Origin of the sequence: Paracidovorax konjaci (assembly GCF_900112675.1) — a bacterium.
In the GTDB taxonomy this organism is placed as follows: domain Bacteria; phylum Pseudomonadota; class Gammaproteobacteria; order Burkholderiales; family Burkholderiaceae_C; genus Paracidovorax; species Paracidovorax konjaci.
Genome location: NZ_FOMQ01000005.1, coordinates 197,923 through 222,992, shown reverse-complemented (window position 1 = coordinate 222,992; position 25,070 = coordinate 197,923). Strand labels below are relative to the sequence as shown.

Annotated in this window: 22 protein-coding genes; 12 read left to right on the top strand and 10 right to left on the bottom strand. The window is 70.4% G+C overall.

What is annotated here, in order from left to right:
* Positions 1–26: 26 nt before the first annotated feature.
* The 4 genes from queC to BM144_RS09525 form a co-directional block, all read right to left on the bottom strand.
* A complete protein-coding gene (gene queC, locus BM144_RS09535; protein WP_092951532.1) occupies positions 27–749 on the bottom strand; it encodes a 7-cyano-7-deazaguanine synthase QueC in 723 nt (240 codons plus the stop codon).
* Between the two features lie 114 nt (positions 750–863).
* Positions 864–1,016 (bottom strand): hypothetical protein, encoded by a 153-nt coding sequence (locus BM144_RS23105; RefSeq protein WP_175525986.1) that lies wholly within the window; start codon positions 1,014–1,016, stop codon positions 864–866.
* A 112-nt stretch (positions 1,017–1,128) separates the two neighbouring features.
* Positions 1,129–2,733 carry an OpgD/OpgG family glucan biosynthesis protein gene (locus BM144_RS09530; RefSeq protein WP_092951530.1) on the bottom strand — a complete coding sequence of 535 codons (1,605 nt, stop codon included), beginning with the start codon at positions 2,731–2,733 and terminating at the stop codon, positions 1,129–1,131.
* A 108-nt stretch (positions 2,734–2,841) separates the two neighbouring features.
* Complete coding sequence (locus BM144_RS09525; protein ID WP_281246084.1) at positions 2,842–4,050, bottom strand: threonine ammonia-lyase; 1,209 nt, start codon at positions 4,048–4,050, stop codon at positions 2,842–2,844.
* A gap of 120 nt (positions 4,051–4,170) precedes the next feature.
* Here BM144_RS09525 and BM144_RS09520 point away from each other — a divergent pair, with 120 nt between their 5' ends.
* On the top strand, positions 4,171–6,153 hold the full coding sequence (locus tag BM144_RS09520) for an NEL-type E3 ubiquitin ligase domain-containing protein (RefSeq protein WP_092951528.1): 1,983 nt from the start codon (positions 4,171–4,173) through the stop codon (positions 6,151–6,153).
* 446 nt (positions 6,154–6,599) lie between these two features.
* On the top strand, positions 6,600–7,448 hold the full coding sequence (locus tag BM144_RS09515) for a hypothetical protein (RefSeq protein ID WP_092951526.1): 849 nt from the start codon (positions 6,600–6,602) through the stop codon (positions 7,446–7,448).
* Between the two features lie 15 nt (positions 7,449–7,463).
* Here the strand turns inward: BM144_RS09515 and BM144_RS09510 are convergent, their stop codons facing one another.
* Together BM144_RS09510 and BM144_RS09505 are read right to left on the bottom strand one after the other, a co-directional pair.
* Positions 7,464–9,131 (bottom strand): acyl-CoA dehydrogenase family protein, encoded by a 1,668-nt coding sequence (locus tag BM144_RS09510; RefSeq protein WP_092951524.1) that lies wholly within the window; start codon positions 9,129–9,131, stop codon positions 7,464–7,466.
* Between the two features lie 82 nt (positions 9,132–9,213).
* Positions 9,214–10,134 carry a LysR family transcriptional regulator gene (locus BM144_RS09505; RefSeq protein WP_092951522.1) on the bottom strand — a complete coding sequence of 307 codons (921 nt, stop codon included), beginning with the start codon at positions 10,132–10,134 and terminating at the stop codon, positions 9,214–9,216.
* Positions 10,135–10,290: 156 nt separating this feature from the next.
* Here BM144_RS09505 and gtdA point away from each other — a divergent pair, with 156 nt between their 5' ends.
* From gtdA to BM144_RS09470, 7 genes are all read left to right on the top strand, one after another.
* Positions 10,291–11,367 (top strand): gentisate 1,2-dioxygenase, encoded by a 1,077-nt coding sequence (gene gtdA / locus BM144_RS09500; RefSeq protein ID WP_092951520.1) that lies wholly within the window; start codon positions 10,291–10,293, stop codon positions 11,365–11,367.
* A gap of 64 nt (positions 11,368–11,431) precedes the next feature.
* Positions 11,432–12,130 (top strand): fumarylacetoacetate hydrolase family protein, encoded by a 699-nt coding sequence (locus BM144_RS09495; RefSeq protein WP_092951518.1) that lies wholly within the window; start codon positions 11,432–11,434, stop codon positions 12,128–12,130.
* Between the two features lie 18 nt (positions 12,131–12,148).
* The gene (maiA, locus tag BM144_RS09490) at positions 12,149–12,787 is read left to right on the top strand and encodes a maleylacetoacetate isomerase (protein ID WP_092951840.1); all 639 of its coding nucleotides are present in this window, start codon (positions 12,149–12,151) and stop codon (positions 12,785–12,787) included.
* A 114-nt stretch (positions 12,788–12,901) separates the two neighbouring features.
* Positions 12,902–14,227, top strand: a complete 1,326-nt coding sequence (locus BM144_RS09485; RefSeq protein ID WP_092951516.1) for an MFS transporter — start codon at positions 12,902–12,904, stop codon at positions 14,225–14,227.
* A 69-nt stretch (positions 14,228–14,296) separates the two neighbouring features.
* Positions 14,297–15,262: a helix-turn-helix domain-containing protein gene (locus BM144_RS09480; RefSeq protein WP_092951514.1), complete on the top strand. Its 966-nt coding sequence runs from the start codon at positions 14,297–14,299 to the stop codon at positions 15,260–15,262.
* Positions 15,263–15,355: 93 nt separating this feature from the next.
* Positions 15,356–16,084, top strand: coding sequence for an alpha/beta fold hydrolase (locus BM144_RS09475; protein WP_092951512.1), 729 nt, complete (start codon positions 15,356–15,358; stop codon positions 16,082–16,084).
* A gap of 41 nt (positions 16,085–16,125) precedes the next feature.
* Positions 16,126–16,863 (top strand): OmpW/AlkL family protein, encoded by a 738-nt coding sequence (locus BM144_RS09470; RefSeq protein ID WP_092951510.1) that lies wholly within the window; start codon positions 16,126–16,128, stop codon positions 16,861–16,863.
* Between the two features lie 52 nt (positions 16,864–16,915).
* On the opposite strand, the gene BM144_RS09465 is transcribed toward BM144_RS09470, so the two are convergent.
* The 3 genes from BM144_RS09465 to BM144_RS09455 form a co-directional block, all read right to left on the bottom strand.
* Complete coding sequence (locus BM144_RS09465) at positions 16,916–18,418, bottom strand: fumarate hydratase (RefSeq protein WP_092951508.1); 1,503 nt, start codon at positions 18,416–18,418, stop codon at positions 16,916–16,918.
* A 22-nt stretch (positions 18,419–18,440) separates the two neighbouring features.
* Positions 18,441–19,418: a tripartite tricarboxylate transporter substrate-binding protein gene (locus BM144_RS09460; RefSeq protein WP_092951506.1), complete on the bottom strand. Its 978-nt coding sequence runs from the start codon at positions 19,416–19,418 to the stop codon at positions 18,441–18,443.
* 63 nt (positions 19,419–19,481) lie between these two features.
* On the bottom strand, positions 19,482–20,870 hold the full coding sequence (locus BM144_RS09455; protein ID WP_092951504.1) for a class-II fumarase/aspartase family protein: 1,389 nt from the start codon (positions 20,868–20,870) through the stop codon (positions 19,482–19,484).
* A gap of 99 nt (positions 20,871–20,969) precedes the next feature.
* Here BM144_RS09455 and BM144_RS09450 point away from each other — a divergent pair, with 99 nt between their 5' ends.
* Complete coding sequence (locus BM144_RS09450; RefSeq protein ID WP_092951502.1) at positions 20,970–21,713, top strand: GntR family transcriptional regulator; 744 nt, start codon at positions 20,970–20,972, stop codon at positions 21,711–21,713.
* 45 nt (positions 21,714–21,758) lie between these two features.
* Here the strand turns inward: BM144_RS09450 and BM144_RS09445 are convergent, their stop codons facing one another.
* Positions 21,759–22,670, bottom strand: coding sequence for a LysR family transcriptional regulator (locus BM144_RS09445; protein ID WP_092951500.1), 912 nt, complete (start codon positions 22,668–22,670; stop codon positions 21,759–21,761).
* 110 nt (positions 22,671–22,780) lie between these two features.
* Between BM144_RS09445 and BM144_RS09440 the strand changes: the two genes are divergently transcribed.
* A complete protein-coding gene (locus BM144_RS09440; RefSeq protein ID WP_092951498.1) occupies positions 22,781–23,776 on the top strand; it encodes a 2Fe-2S iron-sulfur cluster-binding protein in 996 nt (331 codons plus the stop codon).
* A 24-nt stretch (positions 23,777–23,800) separates the two neighbouring features.
* A complete protein-coding gene (locus tag BM144_RS09435) occupies positions 23,801–25,066 on the top strand; it encodes an aromatic ring-hydroxylating dioxygenase subunit alpha (protein ID WP_092951496.1) in 1,266 nt (421 codons plus the stop codon).
* Positions 25,067–25,070 lie beyond the last annotated feature (4 nt).

Sequence of the window (25,070 nt, the reverse complement as noted above, 5' to 3'; positions counted from 1 at the left end):
GGGTTGGTCGCGCTCCTTCGGCGGAGTCAGCCGCTCGCCGCGTGGGCGGGGCGCCGGGCCGCCCACCGCTCGTAACCCGCCTGCCGCAGTGCGCAGGCCGGGCATTCGCCGCAGCCATGGCCCCAGGCGTGCAGCGCGCCGCGCACGCCGTGGTAGCAGGTGTGGGTGTCCTGCACGATGAGCCGCACCAGGGCGTCGCCGCCGAGCTGGCGGGCCAGTTCCCAGGTATCGGCCTTGTCGATCCACATCAGCGGGGTGTCGATCGTGAAGCGCTGGCCCATGCCCAGCGACAGGGCCACCTGGAGTGCCTTGAGCGTGTCGTCGCGGCAGTCGGGGTAGCCCGAGAAGTCGGTTTCGCACATGCCGCCCACCAGGGTGTGCAGGCCGCGCCGGTAGCCCACGGCCGCGGCCATCTGGAAGAACAACAGGTTGCGTCCGGGCACGAAGGTGTTGGGCAGGCCGGCCTCGGTCATCTGGATGGCCGTGTCGCGCGTGAGCGCGGTGTCGCTGATCTGCCCGAGCACCGCGAGGTCGACCATGTGGTCGTCTCCCAGGCGCGCGGCCCACGCCGGGAACTGCGCGCGCAGCGCCGCCAGCACGGCCGTGCGGGCCTGCAGCTCCACATGGTGGCGCTGGCCGTAGTCGAAGCCGATGGTCTCCACGCGTTCGAAGCGTTCGAGCGCCCAGGCCAGGCAGGTGGTGGAGTCCTGGCCTCCGGAGAAGAGAACGAGGGCGTGGCCGGCGCGCATGGGTTGGTCCTTGTATCGGAGAGAAGGGTTCACGGAATCGGGCGGAGCGCGGGCTGGTGCGCTCCAAAGAAAAAGCCCCGCAGGCGCGGGGCTGGTGGCGCGGGGTGTGCCGGCTCAGGCCATGTAGATGGCGATGAAGGCCAGCAGGAACATCAGCACGCCGCCGGCCACGGGCAGCACGATGGGCATGAAGGGCACCACGGCTTCCACGCCGTCGGGGGCGTGCTGCTCGCCGGCATGCGGGGTGGTGGTGGTGTCATGGGCCATGGCGGTCTCCTCGGAACAGGGGTGGCGGATGGGAAGGGCCATTCTAGCGACAGCCCCCGCCGTGCGGCCTGGCGGATGCCTCGGTACAAACCTCAGTCATCCGCCCCTTTTTTCAGTACAGGCGGCGGTCCGCCGGAGCGGGCGGCACCCACTGGTAGAGCCAGGTCTCCGAGAGCGGCGCGCCGTTCTCGCCGCGCAGGAACATGCGGATCGTGATCGGGTTGGTGCTGTCGTCCTCGGGGCGGACGTCGAACATCGCGCGCCAGCCGTTGATGGCGTCCTGCGGGCGTGCGGAGGTGATCTCCACCTTGCCGCGGCTTACGGTGATGACGGGCTCGACCTTGGCGTTGCGGCCCAGGGCCGTGAGGTTTTCGCCCGCGAAGTCCACCGCGAAGCGCCAGGAGAAATACTTGCGCGGCTGGCCCACCACGCCGCCCAGGCCCGTCCACGTGGCCACGCAACGGGCCAGGGACGATTGCGCGGGTGGGTGGGCGCCCCAGAACAGCCGGTAGCCGATGAGCAGTTCCTCGCCGGCCTGCGGCTTGCGGTCGGGGTTCCAGAACGCGACGATGTTGTCGAAGGTCTCGTCGATGGTGGGGATCTCCACCAGCTGCACGGAGCCCGCGCCCCAGTCGGCCTTGGGCTCCACCCAGAGCGAGGGCCGGCGCTCGTAGAACACGCCGTCGTCCTGGTAGTGGTCGAAGTTGCGGTCGCGCTGCACCAGGCCGAAGCCGCGCGGGCCCTGGTCGGCGAAGGCGTTGAACTGCAGCGTCGGCGGATTGGTGAGCGGCCGCCACACCCATTCGCCGTTGCCGCGCCACATCTGCAAACCGTCGGAGTCATGGATCTCGGGGCGCCAGTCGTAGGCCATGCGGCGGTCGTTCTCGCCGTGCTGGAACATGCTGGTGCAGGGGGCGATGCCGAGGCGCTCGATCGTCTTGCGCGGGTAGAGCGCGGCGTCGATCTCCATCACCTGCGTGTCGCCCGGCGTGATCGCGAAGCGGTAGGCGCCGGCCACGCTCGGAGAGTCCAGCAGTGCGAGCACCACCACGGTGTTGGAGCCCGGTGCGGGCCGCTCCAGGTAGAAGGCGGTGAAGTCCGGGAATTCCTCGGGGCGCTGCATGCCGGTGTCGATCGCGAGGCCGCGGGCCGAGAGGCCGTACTGCCACTCGCCGCCCACGGCGCGGAAGTAGCTCGCGCCCAGGAAGGCCGTCACGTCGCGCACGGGGTCGGTGTGGAAGTTCAGCCGAAAGCCCGCGAAGCCGAGGTTCGGCGGCAGTTCGCCGGCCTTCAGGCCGCTCTTGCCGTAGTCGAACATCGCGGGGTCGTAGGCCAGCTCCTGGGCCTTGCCGTCCGCCAGTTCGAACATGCGCACGGGCTTCTTGAAGAACAGGCCCAGGTGGAAGAACTTGGCCTGGAAGCGCAGCTTCTCGTCGGCCCAGAGCGCGTGGTCGCCCTGGAACTGGATGGACTGGTACTGGTCCCAGTCGAGCTTGCCCACCGAGGGCGGAATGGTGTCTTTCGGCGGTTCGTAGGCCTTGGCCGCGAGGGCGCGTGCCTGGCCCTTGAGGCCCGCGAAATCGAAGGCCTGGGGCTGGCCCAGGGGCTTGAGCGCAGCGAAGGCCTGGGTCCAGTTCAGGCCCAGCCCGCCCGCGGTGGCCAGCGCGGCGCCGTGGCCGAGGGTGCGGAGGAAATGGCGTCGTTGGGGTTTCTGCATGGGCCCGCAGTGTGCCGAAAACGACGCGGCCGTGATGCAACGCCGTGTGTTTGTACGGGCATTGGCCGCAAAAGCCGCCCGCGTCCTACATCCGCGCGGGGCGGTGGATCACATCAGGTCGGCCTGCATGGCAGCCTTGCGCAGATGCTCCAGCACCTGCTGCACGTGCTCCTGGCCGCGGGTCTGCAGCACGAGTTCGATCTCCACGTTCTGCGCGGCCAGCATGGTGAAGGCGCGCTGGTGGTGCACCTCCTCGATGTTGGCGCCGGCCTCGGCCACCGTGGCGGTGATGCGCGCGAGCACGCCGGGCACGTCGCGCGCGCTTACCTTGATGCGCGCCAGCCGGCCGGAGCGCACCATGCCGCGCTCGATGATGGCGGCCAGCAGCAGCGGGTCGATGTTGCCGCCGCACAGCACCAGGCCCACGCGCTTGCCGCGGAAGCGCTCCGGGTGGCGCAGCAGGGCCGCCAGGCCCGCGGCGCCCGCGCCTTCGACCAGCGTCTTCTCGATCTCCAGCAGCATCAGCACGGCCTGCTCGATGTCGCCCTCGTCCACCAGCAGCAGGTCGTCCACGAGCCGCTCGATCACGGCGCGCGTGGTCTGGCCCGGCGTGCCCACGGCAATGCCCTCGGCGATGGTGGAGGTGCCCTGGGGGTGGTGCGTGCCCTTGACCGCATTCACCATGGCCGGAAACCGCGAGGTCTGCACGCCGACGATCTCGATGTCCGGCTTGAGCGCCTTGGCCGCGGTGGCGATGCCGGCGATGAGGCCGCCGCCACCCACCGCGATGACGAGGCTGTCCAGGTCGGGCACGGCCTGCAGCATTTCCAGGCCCACCGTGCCCTGGCCCGCGGCGACGGCCTCGTCGTCGTAGGGGTGCACGAAGGTGAGGCCGCGCTCCTCGGCCAGCGCATAGGCATGGGCCCGGGCTTCCTCCAGCGTGTCGCCGTGCAGCACCACCTGCGCGCCGAAGCCGCGCGTGCGCTCCACCTTCACGCCGGGCGTGAAGCGCGGCATCACGATCACGGCCACCAGGCCCAGGCGCTGCGCGTGGTAGGCGACGCCCTGGGCATGGTTGCCGGCGCTCATGGCGACCACGCCGCGTCGGCGCTCCTCGTCGGACAGCTGCGTGAGCTTGTTGCAGGCGCCGCGTTCCTTGAAGGATGCGGTGAACTGCAGGTTCTCGAACTTGAGGAACACCTGCGCGCCCACGATCTGCGAGAGCGTGCGCGATTCGACGCAGGGGGTGTCGAGCACCTGGCCCTGGAGTCGGGCGGCGGCGGCCTGGATGTCGGGGAGTGTGAGCATGGGCGCCATTGTGGCGTGTGCCGCGGTGCGGGCTTCGCGCGGCGGGCGGCGGCTTCGCGCCGGCGGCGGGCGGGCCGCGCGCGGGTGGGCATCGTCGGGTGCCATCCCCACCGCCCCTGGAACCCCCCCATGCCTGCCATCCAGTCCGGCCTGCCGGCTTCGCCGATCCGTGCCCGGCCGCACGATGCCCAGGGCGCCGCGCCCGCGCCTGCCGCGGGCCGGGGCTCCGCACCCGCGGCAGGCGCGGGCTTTCCGCCGGGGAACGCGCGCGCGCCCGTGGCGGGGGCGGCCGGGCGGCGGCCGCGCGTGGACGGCGCATGGGTGCAGTCCGCGCTGGGCGAGATGGCTCGGCGCTCGGCAACGCTGCACGATCGCTGGCTCAAGAAGCCGGCGTCCGAGCAGTATCTCTATGCCAAGCGGCTCGCGCCTGCCCAGCGCGCCCGCCTGGAAGAGGCGCTGGAGCAGCGGTTCCGGCAGGCCGCCGACCCGCGTGAGCGCAAGGAGGCGATGACCTTGTGGCTGTCCGTGCAGCACGCCCGCTTGCGCACCCACACGGGCGAGCACCGCAGCGCGCACCACCGGGCCCAGGCGGGCAACATCGTGCACACGCTGGGCGCGGGGCTTTTCTCGGCCACCACCCTGGCGCAGCGGATGGCCGACAGCCGCAGCGATTACTACGACTCGATGCTCCGGCCGGAGTACCGCGCGGCGCTCAACCACCTGCTGCGCGTGATCGGCGATGCGGCGCTGGAGCCGGCGCTGCGCGGGGCTGCCGAGCAGGCGCTGCGCTACCACTGCGAGGCCGAGGGCACCATCGCCCCGGCGCATGCGAACAGGCTGCGGCGGGAGGGCATCGCTGCGCTGGCGGCGTCGGGCTACCAGTTCACGGATGAGACGTTCCTCAGCCGCTGGGAGCAGGCCTTCGCCGCGCGTCACCCCGGTTCCCTGCCTGGCCGTGCGGAGCCGTCGCTCGGCGACGCGTTGCGGGCCGTGCTGGCCGATCCGTCGCCCGCGCGGCGCGTGGGCGCCGTGAAAGCCTTGCTGAAGCATGCGGCGGCCGATGCGATGGCGGCGGCGCAGGCACAGGTTCTGGAGGCCATGGAGACGCCGGAGGCTCGCGATGCCGCGCTGTCGGTCCTGGCGCAAGCGCGGCGGCTGCTGCGCGAGGAGGCCGATCTGGACGACGACATCGCGAAGGCGCGCCCGCTGGCGGAGGTGGCCGGGGAATGGCTGGACACGCCGCAGCGGGACGCGCCGGAGCGGGGCATCGGAGCGTTCGGATCGGAAACCTATGCATCGTCGTTCTCGCGGCTGCTCGAGCGGCGGCACCCGTCCGCGCTCGCGCTGGCCGATCCCGCGGGCCGGGGGCGGGCGATCCTGGAAGAGGGCCGCGAGGTGATCCGGGCGGTGTGCGAGGACAGCACCCTCCGGGCCCAGGTGTTCGCGATGTCCGCGAACGCGCTGGGCACCTGCGGCGACAACGTGGCGGCGGGGTTCGCCGCCATCGTGCTCGCCGTGCGCGCCCATGGCATGGCACGCGCCATCCGCGAGGGCCGTGTGGATGCCGCCGGGCTGGGGGACTGGGCGCGGCGCCAGTTCCGGCTGGGCGCGCTGGAGACCGAGGTGCACCTGTTCATCCAGCGCGCCCGGCAACTCCAGGGCCTTCCAGAGGACATGGCGGGCCAGCTGGACCGCGAGTCGATGGAGACCCTGCTGCACGCACAGGTGGCGCTCAAGCAGGCGCTGGACCTGCCCGACAGCGTTCCCTCCGAAATGGCCTATGCGCCCGAGAGCGTGCTGACGCCCACCGACCTGGCGACGATCGCCGGCCGCGTGCTGGAGGCCCAGGCCGATCCCGGGACGCTGGGGCCGTTCCTGCTGTCGCTCGGTGCCTGGCGCGACGGCGTGCGCCTGCTGCACCCGGAGCCTTTCGCGAAGCTGGAGGCGGATTTCGACGAAGACCCGTTCCACGACCGGGATCTGCCGCGCGACGGCGATGCCCACGTGGAAGAGCGCGTGGCCTACAACGAGGCCGCCGCCGACTACGTGCGCCGCAAGCGCGAGGCCGAGGATGCGTTGCTGCGGCAGCACTCGGGCATGCCGGGCGGCTGATTTTCTTCGGCCGGGCGGTCGGAAGTCCACGGCGCGGTCCGTGGCGTTGCGCACCAGCGCGCGCCCGTGCCGATACCGCTGTCGGGCGGCCTGCCATGGCGCATGGCGGCGGGGCCCTTGAGCGCCTGCATGTGGGGCGCCGGCACATGGCCACCCCAGGCATGTCTTTGGATAAAAAGTGCTCCATGCCGCCGTTTTCATTCAATAGTTTGCTATCAAATAAATAGCAAATGCCTGTCTGAAGGTATGGCGGCTCACCAGGCCGGCGCGTGCGCCAGGCGGCATCGCCCGCCTCGCCCTGCGCTCGCTGCAGCGGAGGGTGGCGCGGGCGCCATGGGCGCACGCTTCGCCGGGCCGTGGCGCGCTTCGCGATGGCCCGGGACCGCGCGGCGTGGCTGCGCCAGCATGGCGCCATCCCGATGGGACCCACAGGAAACTGAACCGCCATGACCCTCCACGTCTGCGCGCCGGCATCGCCGCGGCGCACCTCCACGCTTCCGCCCGAGCAGGGCCCCTCGTCGCCGGTGGCCGGCGGCTCCACCTCGCCGCGCGGCTCCGCGCAGCATGCGGACCATGCGCTGGCCGGGGCGTCGCGCGGCCGGTCGGCGTCGACCGAGTCGCCCGCCTCGCGTGCGCGCTCCGCGAGTCCGGCGCGCACGGCACCGCACGCGCTCAGCCTGCGGGCAACGCAGGAGCGGACCCGGAATCTGCTGAAGGCGACGGCCCATGAGCAGCTCCGGCAGGCGCAGGCCATGACCGTCGCGCAGCGCAACGCGCTGGAGGCGGAACTCGAGCCGCACCTCGATGGAGGCAGCTCGGTGGCGCCCGGCGAAGCGATGGCGCTGTGGATGGCCGTGCAGAACGCGCGGTTGCAATCGAGCGCACCCATGGTGGCTCCGGCCGGCTGGCTGCGCACCGAGGCCGCCAAGGGCATCGACAACCTGATGCGCGTGATGACCGATCCGGCGTTGGGCGAGGACATGAATGGGGTCGCTGCCAAGGCGTTGGGCGATCACTTCCAGACCCAGGGACCGGGGCCTTTTCTGGCGGCCATGGGTTATGAGATCCACCTGGACCAGATTCCTCCGTCCGAGCTTGCATTCGCTGCGCATGTGCGGCATGCCATGGCGGAGTCGTTGGGCGACAGCACGGTGGCGAGTGTCGAGCAAGCGCTGCAAAAGTACGGTGTCCCTGCACAGATATTGCCTTTGCTGGGTGCCGGGGCTGCATCGCAGCAAGAGGCCATGGCGGTTTTCGGCAGGTACCAGGCCGCGATGGCTTCGGCCGCGGCATAGAACCCGCGTCCCGCCTCAGCCCGGGAACGCCCGCTCCAGGATCGCGCCCGTGTCCAGCGAGCGCGTGTCGATGGCGCCCACCACGCGCCCCGCGCCGCCGTCTCCCAGCCGCGTGGCGATGAACGCATCGGCCACGGCGGCGGGCGCGTGCCTGCGCAGCAGGCAGGCCTGGGCGGCCAGGACGAGCCGCTGCACGAGCACGCGGCCCAGGGTCTCCAGCTCCCCGGGCGGCGACTGCAGGAGCGCCTGCAGCCCGCGCAGCGCCGCGGCGATGCGGGGCTCGCCCTGCGCTCCGGACGCGAGATCGTCCAGCAGTGCCTGCGCGGCCTCCGGATCGCGTGCCAGCGCCCGCAGCACGTCCAGGCACATCACGTTGCCCGAGCCCTCCCAGATGGAGTTGACGGGCGCTTCGAGGAAGAGGCGCGCCATCACGCCGTCCTGCACGTAGCCGTTGCCGCCGAAGACCTCCATCGCCTCGCCGGCCAGTTCCACGCCGCGCTTGCACACCCAGAACTTGGCGGCCGGGGTCATCACGCGCTTCCAGGCGCGGTCGGCCGGGCTGGCGGTGCCGCCGCCATCGTGCTCGAAGGCGTCGGCCAGGCGCATCAGCAGCGCGAGCGCGCCCTCGCTCTCGAGCGCCAGATCGGCCAGCACGGCGCGCATCAGGGGCTGTTCGGCCAGCGCGCGGCCGAAGGCGTGGCGCTGGCGCGCATACGCGATGGCCTGCACCGTGGCCTGCCGCAGGATGGCGGCACTGCCGGCCACGCAGTTCAGCCGGGTGGTGGTGGCCATCTCGATGAGGGTGGGAATGCCCCGGCCCTCCTCGCCCATCAGCACGCCCCAGGCATCGCCGAATTCCACCTCCGCGCTGGCGTTGCTGCGGTTGCCCACCTTGTCCTTCAGGCGCTGCACGTGCACGCCGTTGAGCGTGCCGTCCGGCAGCCTGCGCGGCACGTAGAAGCAGGCGAAGGGGCCGCCTTCGCCCGTGCGCGCCACCACCAGGTGCGCATCGCTCTGCGGGGTGGAGAAGAACCATTTGTGGCCGCACAGCCGGTATTCGCCGCCGCGCCCGCCCGCGCCCAGGGGCGTGGCCACCGTGGTGTTGGCGCGCACGTCGGAGCCGCCCTGCTTTTCCGTCATGCCCATGCCCAGCCAGATGCCGGCCTTCTCGTGCGCGGGCACGTCGCGCGGGTCGTGCGTGCGGCTGTGGAGCTTGTCGCCCAGTGGCGCCCAGAGCGCCGGTTCCTTGCGCAGCAACGGTATCGCGGCCTGCGTCATGGTGGCGGGGCAGAGCGTGCCCTGCTCGACCTGCCCGTGCAGGTAGAAGCCGGCCGCCCAGGCGGCCCAGCGGCCGGGCCGGTCGCTGTCGAAGGGCATGGAGACCAGCCCCTCGCCGCGGTAGAGCGCCATGAGTGCGTCCCAGGCGGGGTGGAACTCCACCCGGTCGATGCGCCGGCCCCGGCTGTCGAAGCGGTGCAGCGCGGGGCTGTGGCGGTTGGCCTGCTCGGCCAGCGCGCGGGTCGGGGAACTGCCGAGCCGGCGGGCGTAGTCGCCCAGCGGGGCCAGGGCGCCATCGGCACCGGCGCGGCGCAAGGCCTCCTGCAGCGCGGCATCGGTGGCGAGCAGGTCGTAGTCGGCCAGCTCGGCAAACTGGTTGAAAACCTCGTGGGTGGCCTGGGCCATGGGCGTCTCCTCCGGAAAAGGGCGGGCGGCGTGCGCCGCAAGCGCCCATGGTGCCCGCAGCCGCGCGGGCCTGCACGCGCCTTCAGGACACGGGCGCCGCCACCTCGCGCAGTGCGCGCAGCATGCTCGCCACCGCCGTGCGGTCGGTGGTGTTCTCGCGCCAGTACATCGACACCGAGCCGAAGCCCGACAGCCGCACCGGCAGCACGCGCAGCGCGCCCATGTGCGAGAAGCGCAGCGCCGCGCGGTGCGATGCCATGCCCACCATGTCGCTGTGGCCCAGCAGCGTGAGGTTGAGGGTGACGGAGTTCGATTCCACGCTGCCCGGCGGCAGCGCATGCCCGGCCGCGGAGAGCGCGCCTTCCAGCGCGTTGCGGATGGGCGTGCCGCGCGGCCAGACGAGCCAGCGGTAGTCCATCAGGTCGCTCCAGGCCAGCTCGCGCTCCAGCCGCAGCAGCGGGTGCTGCGGGCGCGCCACCAGGTGGATGGGCTCCATGTAGAGCATCTCGGCATGGATGTGGGTGTCGTGCAGCTCGGGCGCCGAGCGGCCCACCACCACGTCCAGCTCGCCGTGGGCCAACTGCTGCATCAGCACGTTCATCGTGCTTTCGGCCAGCCGGATCTGCGCGCGCGGCAGCCACTCCAGCAGGCGCAGTACGGCCATGGGCACCACGTCGGAAGCCGAGGCACCCGAGGTGCCCACGGCCACGAGGCCGCTGCCGCCGTCGCGCAGGGCCTGCATGTCGTCGCGCGCGCTGTCCAGGTGGGCCTCGATGCGGCGGGCGTGGGCGATCAGCGCCTCGCCCTGGGGCGTGGGCCGCAGTCCGCGCGCATGGCGCTCGAACAGCGCCATGCCCAGATCGTCCTCCAACTCCTTGAGCCACTTGGAGAGCGCGGGCTGGGCGGTGTGCAACTGCTGCGCCGACTGGCTCATGTTGCCGGTCTGCGCCAGGCTGAGCAGCATCTGCAGCTGGCGCAACCGCAGCCGGTGGGTCCAGTCCATGGGGGTCCTTTGTGCGGCGAGGTATATCCAAAAGATTATGGATAAGACCAATAAATGATTTTACGGACTATCGCTGGCTTCAAATAATCCGCTGCACGGCCTGCCGCCGAGCCCGTGCCGAGGCGGTGCGCAGGGCCGCTGCAAAGGAGACAACGCATGGACATCGCCACGACCCGGGCCCGGCCCGGCGCGGAGGGCGCCCCCTCGACGGAGCGCCAGGCCTATTACGAGCACATCGCACGCCACGGCATGGCGCCTCTTTGGGAATCGCTGCACAGCTTGGTGCCGCGCGAGCCGCGCCCGCAGGCCGTGCCGGCCTTCTGGAAGTACGAAGACGTGCGCCCGCTGGTCATGCAGGCCGGCGAGGTCATCAGCGCCGAAGAGGCCGTGCGCCGAGTGCTCATCCTGGAGAACCCCGGCCTGCCGGGCCGCTCCAGCATCACCTCCACGCTGTACGAGGGGCTGCAGTTGATTCTGCCGGGCGAGGTGGCGCCGAGCCACCGCCACACGCAATCGGCGCTGCGTTTCATCGTGGAAGGGCAAGGGGCCTACACGGCCGTCAACGGCGAGCGCACCACCATGCGCCCGGGCGACTTCATCATCACCCCGTCGTGGACCTGGCACGACCACGGCAACCCCACGGTGGAGGAGGGCGGCGAGCCCGTGGTGTGGCTCGACGGCCTGGACATTCCCCTCATCGGCCACCTGGACGCGGGTTTTGCCGAGAACTACCCCGAGGCGGCGCAGCCCGTGACCCGCGCCGAGGGCCACAGCTTCGCGGCCTTCGGCCACAACATGGCCCCGGTGCGCCACCGCGCGGCCGACCCGACATCGCCCATCTTCAGCTACCCCTACGACCGCAGCCGCGAGGCGCTGGACAGGCTCTTCCGCCAGGGCGAACTCGATGCATGGGACGGCGTGAAGCTGCGCTACGTGAACCCCGCCACCGGCGGCTGGCCCATGCCCACCATGGCCACCTTCCTGCAGTTCCTGCCGGCGGGTTTCCAGGGGCGCACCTACCGCGGCACCGACGCCACCGTGTTCAGCGTGGTCGAAGGCCAGGGCACGGCGCGCATCGGCGACCGCACCTTCCAGTTCGGCCCTCGCGACACCTTCGTCGCGCCGTCGTGGGCGCCCGTGCAGCTCGCGGCCACGCAGGACGCCGTGCTCTTCAGCTATTCCGACCGCCCGGTGCAGGCCGCGCTCAACCTGCTGCGCGAAGAGCGCCTGTGACGCGCTGCCGGTCGCCTTTCTGCTTCCTCATCCTCCTTTTTCTTCCGGCTTGAAAGACACCCCCATGGCCTTCGTATTCCCCGCCCCGCCCACCGTGGCCGTTCCCGTCGCCGGCACGGCCGATGCCTTCGCCGTGCGCCGCGTCTATTGCGTGGGCCGCAACTACGCCGCCCATGCCCGCGAGATGGGGTTCGACCCCGACCGCGAGCCGCCCTTCTTCTTCTGCAAGCCGGCCGATGCCGTCATCCCCGTGGCCTACGGCGAGACGCTGCGCCTGCCGTACCCGCCCCGTACCGACAACTTCCACTACGAGGCGGAGCTGGTCGTCGCCATCGGCAAGGCCGGCAGCGGCATCGCCCGCGAGCACGCACTGGAGCATGCCTGGGGCTACGCCGTGGGCCTGGACATGACCCGCCGCGACCGCCAGATGGAAATGCGCCAGATGGGCCGGCCCTGGGAGATCGGCAAGGCCTTCGACGCCTCCGCGCCCATCGGCCCCATCCACCGCGCGAGCGACGTGGGCCACTTCGAGCAGGCCGGCCTCTGGCTCACCGTGAACGGCGCGGACCGCCAGCGCAGCGACGTCTCGCACCTGATCTGGTCGGTGGCCGAGACCATCGCGGATCTCTCCACGTACTTCCGCCTGGAGCCGGGCGACCTGCTGTACACCGGCACGCCCGAAGGCGTGGGCCCGGTGGTGCGCGGCGATCGCATGGTGGCGGGCGTGGAGCGCCTGGGCGAACTGGCCGTGGACGTGGTCTGAGGATCGATGGGCCCCGCCATGCAGCTCTACAGCTTCTTCAACAGTTCCACCTCGTACCGGGTGCGCATCGCCCTGGCGCTGAAGGGCCTGCCCGCCGACTACCTCGGCGTGAACATCCGCACCGGCGAGCACCGCGCGCCGGCCTATGCCGAACTGAACCCCTCGCGCGCGGTGCCCACGCTGGTGGATGGCGACTTCGCCCTGGGCCAGTCCATGGCCATCCTGGACTACCTGGACCAGCGCCACCCGGAGCCCCGGCTGGTCCCGCTGGAGCCGCGCCTGCGGGCCCGCGTGCTGGAGCTGGCGAACGTGATCGCCTGCGACATGCACCCGGTCAACAACCTGCGCATCCTGAAATACCTGCAGGGCCCGCTGGCGCTGAGCGCGGCACAGAAGGACGCCTGGTACGCGCACTGGGCGGCCGAGGGCTTCGAAGCCGTGGAGCGGCTGCTGGCCCGGCATGGCAGCGGGCCCTGGTGTTTCGGCGACGAGCCCACGCTGGCCGACGTGTGCCTCGTGCCCCAGGTGGCCAATGCCCTGCGCGCGGGCTGCGACCTGGCGCCCTATGCGCGCGTGATGGCCGCCCACGCGCACGCCCAGCAGCACCCCGCCTTCGTCGCGGCGCGGCCGCAGGCGCAGCCGGACTGCACGCCATGACCTGAGCGGTGGCGCGTTCCCTCGCCTGAGATCCGCCGGCCAGGGCTGCTGCACGGCAGCCCGGCACCGGCGTGCCGGGCCCCATTCCTTCCACGACAACGGAGCGAGACAACCATGAATCCATCCCTGGCCGCCGGCATTCCGGCGGCGGACCGCGCCGCCTTCGGGCCGCTGCAATTGCGCGTGACGCTGCTGTGCGCCATCGTCGCCATGCTTGACGGCTTCGACACCCAGTCCATCGCCTACGTGGCCCCGCGCATCGCGGAGGACTGGGGTTTGAAGCCCTCGGAGTTCGGGCCCATCTTCGCTGCGGGCCTCTTCGGCCTCATGGCCGGCGCCTTCCTGCTCAGCCCCGCCGCCGACCGCTGGGGCCGCAAGAGGATCATCCTGCTGTCCACCTTCATCTTCGGCCTGTTCGCGCTGCTCACGGCCTGGGCCACCAGCATGAACGAGCTGCTGGCCTACCGATTCATCACCGGCGTGGGGCTGGGCGCGGCCATGCCCAACATCATCGCGCTGACCAGCGAATACGCGCCGCAGCGGCTGCGCGCCACGCTGGTCACGGTGATGTTCTGCGGCTTTCCGCTGGGCTCCACGCTGGGCGGGCTTCTCTCCAGCTGGCTGATCGCGCATTTCGACTGGCACTCGGTGTTCGTGCTGGGCGGCGTGCTGCCGCTGCTGCTGTTGCCGGTGCTGGCCCTGCTGCTGCCCGAATCGCTGCGCTACCTGGCTGCCAGCGGCGCTGCGCCTGCGCGCTACGAGCCCATCGTGAAGAACGCCTACCCCGGCGAAGACCCGGCCACGGTGATGGCCGGGCTGCGCGGCGAGGCCGCCGGCGTGCAGGCCGGCTTCTCGGTGTTCGAGCTGTTCCGCCACGGACGCCTGCCCACCACCGTGCTGCTCTGGCTGGCGTTCTTCATGAACCTGCTGGTCATGTACTTCCTGGTGAACTGGCTGCCCACGCTGCTCAAGAGCGCGGGCCTGCCTTTGGAGAAAGCCATCCTGTCCACCGCCATGCTCAACCTGGGCGGCGTGGTGGGTGCGCTGGCGCTGGGCCGGCTCATCGACCGCTTCAGCGCCTACACCGTGCTGGGCGCGGCCTATGCCGCCTCGGCCGGCTTCATCGCGCTGATCGCCTTCAGCGGGCAGAACCTCACCGGCCTGCTGGCCGGCGCCGCGCTCTCGGGCTTCGGCGTGGTGGGCGCGCAGATCGGCTGCAACGCGCTGGCCGCCGCCATCTACCCCACCCACATCCGCGCCACCGGCGTGGGCTGGGCGCTGGGCGTGGGCCGCATCGGCGCCATCGCCGGCCCGCTGGCGGGCGGCGCGCTGCTGGCCGCGGCCTGGACGCCGTCCTCCATCATCCTGGTGGCCGCCGTGCCGGCGGTGCTCGCAGCCGTGGCAGTGCTGCTGCTGGGGCGCGTGCGGCGGGGGGCCTGATCCGCCGCCGCCCCGCGCCGCCGAAAACATGGCGCTTTGACCGCGGAGACACTGCACGAAAGGCCTGCCATGCACGACGGCATCCGCACCTGGACCACCGACTGCGTTGCTCCGGCGGAGCGGGCCGACTATTGGGTCGGCGCGGTCTGCGACTGTTTTCTCGACATGGAGGTGGAGCCCGGCCAGCGCCACGCGTTCTCCGCCAGGCTGACTTCCATGGCCTGCGCCGGCCTGCGGGTCAACCGCGTGGGCGGCAGCGCGCAGCGTGTGCGGCGCACGTTGCAGGGCATCCGCCGCAGCGGCGGCGACAACTTCTACTACCTGCTGTGCAAAGCGTCCCCTGCGCCCTGCCACGTCGCGCAGGACGGCGCGGGCGCCACGCGCCTGCTGCCGGGCGACCTGGCGTTGATCGACTCGCGGCGGGGCTATCTGCTGGAGTTCCCCGAGTCGGTGGACACCGTCTCCATCGAGATTCCGATCGGCTGGCTCGAGACCTGGCTGCCCGCCTCCGGCCACTGGCTGGGCCGGCACGTGGATGGCTCCTCGGGCTGGGGCAAGGTGCTGAGCACCTACGTGAACCAGCTCCAGGCCGAACGGCCCGACCGGCTGGGCCCACTGCAGGCCGAGCACCTGGGCGGCCTGCTGTCGCTCGCCTGCGGTGCCGTGCCGAAGGACGCGGCACCCCGGCCCGGCCTGCTGCAGCGCATCGAACATGGCGTGCGCCAGCGATTTCACGAGCCCGGGCTCACGGCCGCTGACGTGGCAGCAGAGGCGGGCGTGTCGCTCCGGACACTGCACCGCGCTCTGGCGGCCGGGGGAAGCACCTTCGCGCTGCTCCTGATGCGCGAGCGCATGGCCGCGGCGCAGCGCATGCTGCGCGCACCATCGCACCGGCACCTGACGGTTGCCGAGATCGGGCGGCGCGCGGGCTTCCTCGATCCCTCGCACTTCGCCCGCGCCTGCCGCCACTGGAGCGGTAGAACGCCTGCGCAGGAGCGTTGCGCGGGCGCGGAGGCTGCGGCCCGCCCGCGCTGACACGCAGCGTCCGCCACGCTGGCACGCAGCGGCCAGCCACCGGCCCGCCAGCGCGCCACCATGGGTCTCCCCACACCACAAGGAGACAACGACATGGCGGACACCTACGTTCTGGTCCACGGCGCCTGGCACACGGGCGAAACGCTGGAAGCCACGGCATCGCACCTGCGCGCACGCGGCCACACCGTGCACTGCCCCACGCTGCCGGGCAACCGCCCCGGCGACGGCACGGCCCCGCTGGGGCTGCAGGACGCGATCGACGGGCTGGTGCGGTTCCTGGAATCGAACGACCTGCGCGAAGTGCGGCTGGTGGGCCACAGCTACGGCGGCATGCTGCTGTCCGGTGCCGCCGACCGCGTGCCCGAACGCATCCGGCGCCTGGTCTATGTGAACGCCTTCGTGCCACTGCCCGGCGAAGCCCTGTGCGACATGGCGCCGCCGCACTACCGCGCGATGTTCGAAGGCATCGCGGCGGCCCACGGCGGCGCGGTGCAACTGCCCTTCGAGGTCTGGCGCGAGTGCTTCATCAACGACGCCGGCGCCGACCTGGCGCGCAGCACCTACGCGCTGCTGCACCCGCAGCCGCTGCGCTGCCTGACCGACCCCATCGCCCTCTCGCAGCCCACCGCCGCGCTGGCGCTGGGCAAGTCGTACCTGAACTGCCGCGAAGACACCGCGCTGCCCCAGAGCCTGCCCTGGCACCCGCGCCTGTCGGAGCGGCTGGGCCTGTTCCGCTACGTGGAGACGGGCGGCAGCCACGAGGCGCTGTTCACCGACCCCGAAGGCTTCGCGCGCGGCATCGAGCGCGCCGGGCGGGATTGATCGGCCGGGCCGGCACACGGACACCACCAGGAGAACACACCATGCAAGCCATCGCACGCCACCCGCACGCCGCCGCCGCCGCCTTCGCAGCCGCTATCGGCAGCCTCATCGCCGCGCTACCCGCACAGGCCCAGGCGCAGACGCAGCCACTCGCACCAGCCGCAGCCGCGCGAATGCCATCGGCGGACCTGTCTGCGCCATCCCCCTGGCGCCTCTACGCCGGTGCCGCGCACATCGGCTTCAGCACCTCGGCCGAAGTGCGTGCCGGCGGGCAGATCGTGCCCGGCGCCAGCGCCCGGGCCGACTCCAACAACGGCCTGGGTTTCGGTGCCATCTACGACTTCCACCCGGGCTGGAGCGCCGAAATCGCCCTGGGCCTGCCGCCCACCACCGCCCTCAAGGGCACCGGCACCCTGGCCGGCGCGGGCACGCTCGGCAAAGTGAAGTACGGCCCCGCCGTGCTGTCCGTACGCCGCCAACTGTGGGAGGAAGGGCCCGTGCGCCCCTACATCGGCGCGGGCATCAACTACACGCTGGTGCTGGAGTCCCGCGATGGCTTCGTGTCGAACCTGGATGTGAAGAACGGCGTCGGCCCGGTGCTGCAGGCCGGCATTGAAGTGCCGATCGACCCGCGCTGGAGCTTCTTCGTCGATGCGAAGAAGATCTGGCTCAAGACGACTGCGACGGGCACGCTGCCGGCGCTGGGCGGTGCGCCCGCGCATGCGAAGGTGCGGCTGGACCCGCTGGTGGTGACGGCGGGGGTGGGTTATCGATTTTGACGGGCAGGGCCGGCTTCGGGCTGGTGCGCAAGGCGTGGTGCCTGCCCTGGCATCACACCGCAGCCATCATCCAGGTCTGGTGTACCGACGCGCCCGTGCCATCGACGGCCACGGTGACGGGGAAGTCCTCCAGAACGAACTCGTGTATCGCTTCCATGCCCAGGTCCTCGAAGGCCAGCACACGGGCTTCGACCACCGCGCGGGACAGCAGGTAGGCGGCTCCCCCGACGGCGACCAGCGACGCCGCGCCGTGGCGCCGGATGGCGTCCACCGCCGCGGGGCCCCGTTCGGCCTTGCCGATCATGGCCAGCAGGCCGGTGCGTGCCAGCAGCGGCTCGACGTAGGCATCCATGCGCGTGGCGGTGGTGGGCCCCGCCGGACCGACCGCTTCACCGGGCACCGCGTCGACCGGGCCCACGTAATAGACGACGCGGCCGCGCAGGTCGACCGGCAGCGGATGGCCCGCATCGAGCATCGATACCAGGCGGCGGTGCGCCGCGTCGCGCGCGGTGAGCAGGCGGCCCGACAGCAGAAGCGTCTGGCCGGCGCGCCAGCCCGCCACCTGGTCGCGGTCCAGCGTATCGAGGTCTACGCGCAGGGCGCCCGCGCTGTCGAGCCGGTCCGGAATGCCGTCCCACAGTGAGGCCGGCGGTGGCTGGAGCCGCAATGGGCCGTGGCCGTCGAGGGTGAAGCGCAGCCAGCGGGTGGCAGCGCAATTGGGCACCAGCGCCACCGGCAGCGCTGCGGCATGCGCGGGCACGGCTGCCACCTTGACGTCCAGCACCGTCGCCAGTCCGCCCAGGCCCTGCGCGCCGATGCCCAGCGCGTTGGCACGCGCATGCACTTCCAGCCGCAGGGCTTCTTCCGGCGTGGCGGCGCCACGTGCCTGCAGCGCGCCGATGTCGATCGGCGCGAACAGGCTCTGCTTGGCCAGCAGCATCGCCTGCTCGGGCGTGCCGCCGATGCCGATGCCCAGCGTGCCGGGTGGGCACCAGCCGGCTCCCATGCCAGGCAATTCACGAACCACCCAGTCGGCGATGCTGTCACCGGGCAGCAGGGTGGCGAAGCGGGCCTTGAGGTCCCCGCCGCCGCCCTTGGCCGCGACCAGCACTTCGACCGTGTGGCCTTCCACGATCTCGCAATGCACCACCGCCGGCGTGTTGTCGCGGGTGTTGCGGCGCGCACCCAGCGGGTCGGAAACCACCGTGGCGCGCAGCGGGTTGGCTGGGTCGGTGTAGGCACGCCGGGTCGCGGCGTTGGCAATGGCCTGGGGTGTCCGCAGCGCGCCACCATCGCGCCTGTGGAAGCACGCGCCCACGCCGATGCGCAGGAACACCTGGGCGAGCCCCGTGTCCTGGCAGACCGGCCGCCGGCCCTGCGCGGCCAAGCGGCTGTTGACGAGCAACTGCAGCAGTGCGTCGCGGGCTGCCGGATGCGTCTCGGCCTCCCATGCAGCGCGCAGGGCTTGCACGAAATCCGGCGGATGGAAGCAGCTGACGTACTGCAGCGCATCGGCGATGCCGTCTTCGAGATCTTCTTGGGCGATGGATGCCATGTGTGGGGGAGTTCGTCGCCGTTCAGTCCAGCGAGATCTTCGCGTCGGCCGCGACCTTGCGCCAGGTCTGTACCTCGGCAGCGGTATGTTTGCCGAAGGCTTCGGGCGCGTACTGCGCGTCGGGCAACAGGCGAATGCCCTGGTCGGCCATCTTCTTCTTCCACGCAGGGTTCTCCATGGCCTTGGCATAGGCTTGGTAGAGCTTCTGCACCACGTCCTTCGGTGTGCCGCGCGGAGCGTAGATGCCGTACCAGGTGGCCGTCTCGAAGCCGGGCACGACCTTCTGGCCGAGTGGCGGCACGCCAGGAAATTGGGGCATTTCCTTATCGGAGGTGAGCCCGATGGCCTGGATGCGGCCACCAGCGAGCTGCGGCATCGCCGTGTTGGTCTGGTCGAACATCGCGTCGAGCTGGCCGGCGATCAGGTCCGTCATGGCGGGGGCGGCCCCTTTGTACGACACCGAAGTGATCTCGATGCCCGCCCGGCTGGCGAACAGTGCTGCCACCAGGTGCGAGGTGGAGCCAACGCCGGCGTTGCCGAAGTTCAGTTTGCCCGGATTCTTCTTGCCGAAGGCGATCAGTTCTTCGGCACTTTGGTAGGGCGAATTCTTGGCGACGAGCAGCACCAGCGGTGTGTCCGGGAAGCGGAACACGGGTTCGAAGTCCTTGACCGGGTCATAAGCGAGCTTTTTGTAGAGCGCCGGCGCCGCGCCCATGTAGCCCATGTGGCCCACCAGCATGGTGTAGCCATCGGGTGCAGTGCGGGCCACTTTCGTTGCGCCGATGGTGCCGCCGGCGCCGCCGGCGTTCTCGATCAGGATGGTCTGGCCAAGCTGCCGGGAGACGTTGTCCGCCACATCGCGCGCCATGGCATCGGTCGGGCCTCCCGCGGCGAAAGGCACGACCCAGGTGATCGGTCGTGCTGGATAGCCCTGGGCGTGGGCGGCGGCGCAAGCGGCCGTGAGAGCGAAGGTGAGGACGGTGCGGCGCAGCAGGGCCATGGGACTCTCCGGGAGTGAAAGGGGGCGGAACAGGGAAACGAGCGGTCGCGGCGTGCGCCGCCGTCAGGCGATGCGCGCCGACAGTTCGAGCGCGCGGTCGACCATCTGCGGCGCGAGGCCGAGGTAGTTCGCGGGATCGGTCAGGCGGTCGATGGCAGCCCGGTCGAGGTGCTGCGTGACCGCGGGCAGCGCGGCCAGTGCCTCGGCCAGCGTGCCGCCCTGCTCATTGACGGTGCGGCAGGCGTCGTACACCACGTCGTGCGCCTGCTGGCGGCCCAGTGCGGGTGCCAAGCCCATCATCACGGCCTCGGCCACGATCAGGCCGCGGCTCAGACCCAGGTTGTGCCGCATGCGGTTCTCATCGACGATCAGGCCGCCGAGCGCGAACTTCGCCTGGTGCAGTGCACCGGCAGTGAGGATGAAGCTCTCGGGGATGGCGATCCATTCCGCATGCCATGGTCCCGTGGCGCGCTCGAAGTCCTGCACCATCGCGTCGACCATCAGGCCCGCATGCTGGCGGACCGCCTTGGAGGCTGCCAGCATCAGTTCGCTGGAAATCGGGTTGCGCTTCTGCGGCATGGTGCTGCTGGCACCCCGGCCCTTGACGAAGGGCTCGTACACCTCGGCGAACTCGGTGCTGGCCATGATCATGATGTCCAGCGCGATCTTGCCGAGCGAGCCGGTGACGAGCGCAAGCAGGTTCACCGCCTCGGCGAAGCCATCACGCGCCACGTGCCACGTGGTGGCGGGCACGCCCAGGCCCAGTTCTTCAGCCATGGCGGCCTGCACTTCCAGGCCCTTGCCGCCCAGCGATGCCAGCGTTCCGGCTGCGCCGGCGAACTCGACCACCGCGACCCGCGGGCGCAGCTCGGCGATGCGTTGCTGGTGGCGGTCGAACATTGCCAGCCAGATCGCGGCCTTGTAGCCGAAGGTCACCGGAAGCGCCTGCTGCAGGTGCGTGCGGCCGGCCATGGGCGTGTCGCGGTGCTTCTTCGCCAGGCCGGCCAGGATGGAGCGCAGTGCGCGGATGTCGGCATCGATGGCGTCGAGCGCGTCGCGCACCTGCAGTGCCACCGCCGTGTCCATGATGTCCTGGGTGGTCGCGCCCCAATGCAGGTAGCGACCGGCCTCGCCACACATTTTCGCGAGCTGATGCACCAGGGGCAGGATGGGATAGCCGACGATGTCGGTTTCTTCGCGCATGTGGTCAAAGTCGATGCGATCCAGGCGCGACTCGCGGGCGATCGCCTCGGCCGCCTCGGCCGGGATCACGCCGCAGCGGGCCTCGGCACGGGCCAGTGCGATTTCCGCGTCGATGTAGCGCTGCACGAGTGCGCGGTCGGAAAACAACCCGCGCATGGCTGCCGTTCCGAAGGCATCGCGGAACAGGATGGAATCGACCACCGTGCTGGCGGCGGGAAAAAGCGGTGTGGACGGATCGGAGGAGGACATCGGACAAGCCCATTCGTTGATATGTTCGAACATAATGACTTTATATGTTCGGACATATCGATGGCTCAGTGATTACCCTGTCTGGAATAATCGAGGGACATGAAAAGGCCCCACTACGCGGACATTGCCCGCCACCTGACCGAGTCCATCACCACCGGCCATTTCGCGGTCGGCAGCCTGCTACCGACCGAACTCGAGTTGTGCGCCCATTACGGGACCAGCCGGCACACCATCCGGGCGGCACTGACGGAACTGCAGGCACAGGGGCTGGTGTCGCGGCGCAAGAACGTCGGCACCCGGGTGGAGTCGGCGCAGGTGCGCTCAGGCTTTCGCCCGACGCTGGCGTCTGTGGACGATCTGGTGCAATTCAGCGCCACCCACATACGCCGGGTGCAGTCGGTGGGCGAGGTGGAACTGGGCGTGGGAAAGGCGCGCGAGCTGGGCTGTGCACCGGGCTCCCGCTGGCTGCGCATCTCCAGCCTGCGGCTGGAGGCCGACGCCGACGGCGGCCTGCCGGTAGGCTGGACCGACGTTTATGTGGACCCTGCCTATGAAGCGGTCGGCACGATGGTGCGCCAGGAGCCGGGCACGCTGATCTGCGCGTTGATCGAATCGCGCTACGGCCGGCGCATCGCCGAGATTCGGCAGGAAATCCATGCAGCGACCGTTGCCGGCACGTTGGCGGAGAAGCTGCAACTCGCCCCGGGGGCCGTGGTGCTCAAGGTGATCCGGCACTATTTCGACGCCGATGGCGTGGCCTTTGAGATGTCGGTATCCGTCCATCCGGCAGAGCGGTTCTGGGTGTCGATGCGGCTGCGGCAGTCGGATCCGCTGCCGTCGTAGCCTCGGAGGCTGCCGCGCACCGACTTGCGCAGGGGTCATCCCCGCTCAATCCCCTTCCGCAAACATCTCCACCAACACCCCCCGCAACCACTGGTTCCCCGGATCCCGGTGGTACTTCGTGTGCCAGAACAGATTGATCGCCACCTGCGGCAATTTGGCGGGGTGGGGCGCATAGGCCAGCCCGAAGGGCTCGGCCATGCTCTGGGCCATCTTCTCGGGCACGGTGGCCACCATCTGCGTGGCCTGCAGGATGTGGCCGATGGCCACGAAATGCGGCACCGTCAGGCGCACGTCGCGGGCCACGCCCATGCGCTCCAGCAGCTCGTCCACCTTGCCGTGGCCGGTGCCTTCGGAGACCACCACCACGTGCTCCGCCTTTGAAAACTCCGCCAGGCCGATGCGGCGGCGCTTGTGCAGCGGGTGGCCCTGGCGGAACAGGCACACGTAGGGCTGGCGGAACAGCCGGCGCTGGAAGAAGCCGGCCTTGAGCTGCGGCAACAGGCCCACGGCCAGGTCCACCTTGCCGGCCTCCATGGCGTCCTTCAGGTCCGTTGCGCTGTTGCGCACGGTGGTCAGGCGCACGCCCGGCGCTGTCTGGCGCAGCCGCTCCAGCAGGCGCGGCAGGAAGTAGATCTCGCCGATGTCCGTCATGCCGACCTTGAATACGCGCCGGCTGGTGGCGGGATCGAACCCCTGCTTGTGGTTGAGCGCGCCGTGGATCATGGCCAGCGCGTACGACACCGATTCCGCGAGCTGGTCGGCATAAGGCGTGGGCTGCATGCCGTGGGCCGTTCGCAGGAAGAGTTCGTTGCCCAGCAGGCGGCGCAGCCGCGCCAGCGCGTTGCTCACCGCCGGCTGCGTGAGGCCCAGGTTTTCAGCGGCCTGCGACACCTTGCGCGTGACCAGCAACTGCTGGAAGACCACCAGCAGGTTGAGGTCGATGTCTTCCAGTTCCATGCCGCCCCTTTATTGATGCCAGTGATGGGATGTATTCACGACATTCTATTGGCTGATTATTGGATCGAAGGAATGATCGGGGCCATAACGACGACACGAGACAACCCACGATGGAATTGCATATCGAGCCGCTGGGCCGCGTGCTGCCGGTGGCACCTGGCGCCAACCTGCTGGAGGTGTTGCGCGAGCACCAGATTCCCGTCTCCTACAGCTGCATGGCCGGGCGCTGCGGCACCTGCCGCTGCAAGGTGGTCGCGGGCGAGGTGATGGATTCCGGGCAGGCGCTGCGCATGCCGCCCCTGGGCGGCGATGGCGAGGCGCAGTACGTGATGGCCTGCCAGACGGTGCTGAGCGAGTCCTGCACCATCGAGATCCCCGAGCCCGACGAGGTGGTGGTTCACACGGCGCGCACGCTCCGCGCCACGGTGACGGCGGTGGAAACGCTCACGCACGACATCCGCCGCCTGCTTCTGAAGCCGGCCAAGGCGCTGGACTTCTCGCCGGGGCAGTACGCGCAATTGCAGTTCGGCCCGGGCCTGGTGCGGCCGTATTCGATGGCCGGGCTGCCGCACCATGACGAACTCGAATTCCACGTGCGGTTGGTCGAAGGCGGGCTCGCATCCAGCCATGTGGCGAACGTGCTGGCCGTGGGCGATGCGGTGCGCGTGAGCGGGCCGCTGGGCTCGGCCTACCTGCGCCGCAAGTACGAGGGCCCCATGCTCTGCGTGGCGGGCGGCACGGGGCTAGCGCCGATCCTCTCCATCGTGCGCGGCGCGCTGGAAGCCGGCATGCGCAACCCGATCCACGTCTATGCCGGTGCACGGTCTGCGCGTGACGTCTATGGCCTGCAGTGGCTGGCCGCGCTGCAGGAGCGGCATCCGCAATTGCAGGTGCATGCGGTGGTGACCGCGGCCGATGCAGCGCCGGGGCAGCGCACGGGCCTCGTCACCGATGCGATCGCGCAGGACTGGCCTTCGCTGGAAGGCTGGCGTGCGTACCTGTGCGGATCGCCGCCGATGGTGGAGGCCGTGTCGCTGCTGGCCCGCCAGCGCGGCATTGCTCCCGAGCACCTGTACGCCGACGCTTTCTACGCCAGCACGCCCTGAAACGAATTCCCAGGAGACAACGACATGAGTACGCCCCACCCCGTTTTTCCATTGCAGCCCGTCTGGGAGAGCCCCAGCACCCACCGCGTGCCCTTCGCCGCCTACACCAGCGAGGCGATCTACCGCCGCGAGCTGGAACGCTTCTTCTACCGCAACCACTGGTGCTACGTGGGCCTGGAGGCGGAGGTGCCGAACCCGGGCGACTTCAAGCGCACGGCCATCGGCGAGCGCTCGGTGATCCTGGTGCGCGGCGAAGACATGCAACTGCACGTGGTGGAGAACGTCTGCGCGCACCGCGGCATGCGTTTCTGCCGCGAGCGCCACGGCAACCGCAAGGAGTTCGTCTGCCCCTACCACCAGTGGAACTACAAGCTCGACGGTGCGCTGCAGGGCGTGCCCTTCCGGCGTGGCGTGAAGCAGGACGGCAAGGTGCACGGCGGCATGCCGGCGGACTTCACGCTGGATGAGCACGGCCTCACGCGTCTCAAGGTGGCCGCGCTCGGCGGCGTCGTCTTCGCCTCGTTCGACCACGGTATCGAATCGCTGGAAGACTTCATGGGCCCGGCGATCCTGGGCTATTTCGACCGCCTGTTCAACGGCCGCAAGCTCAAGATCCTGGGCTACAACCGCCAGCGCATTCCGGGCAACTGGAAGCTGATGCAGGAGAACATCAAGGACCCCTACCACCCCGGCCTGCTGCACACGTGGTTCGTCACCTTCGGCCTCTGGCGGGCGGACAACAAGTCCGAACTGAAGATGGACGCGCGCCACCGCCACGCGGCCATGGTGTCCACGCGCGGCGAGGCCAAGAAGCAATCCGACGTGTCCAACGTCTCCAGCTTCAAGGCCGGTATGCAGCTGGAAGACCCGCGCTTCCTCGACATCGTGCCCGAGCCCTGGTGGGGCGGTCCCACGGCGGTGATGACCACGCTGTTCCCCAGCGTGATCCTGCAGCAGCAGGTCAACAGCGTCTCCACGCGCCACATCCAGCCCGTGGGCCACGACGCGTTCGACTTCGAGTGGACGCATTTCGGCTTTGAGGACGACACCGACGAGATGACCGAGCGCCGCCTGCGGCAGGCCAACCTGTTCGGTCCCGCCGGATTCGTCTCGGCCGATGACGGCGAGGTGATCGAGTTCTCGCAGCAGGGCTTCGGGCAGAAGCCTTTCCACCGCGCGCTGGTGGAACTGGGCGGCCACGGCGTGGGCGATACCGACCACATGGTCACCGAGACGCTGATCCGCGGCATGTACGAATACTGGCGCGGCGTGATGGAGAAGGAGGACTGACGCC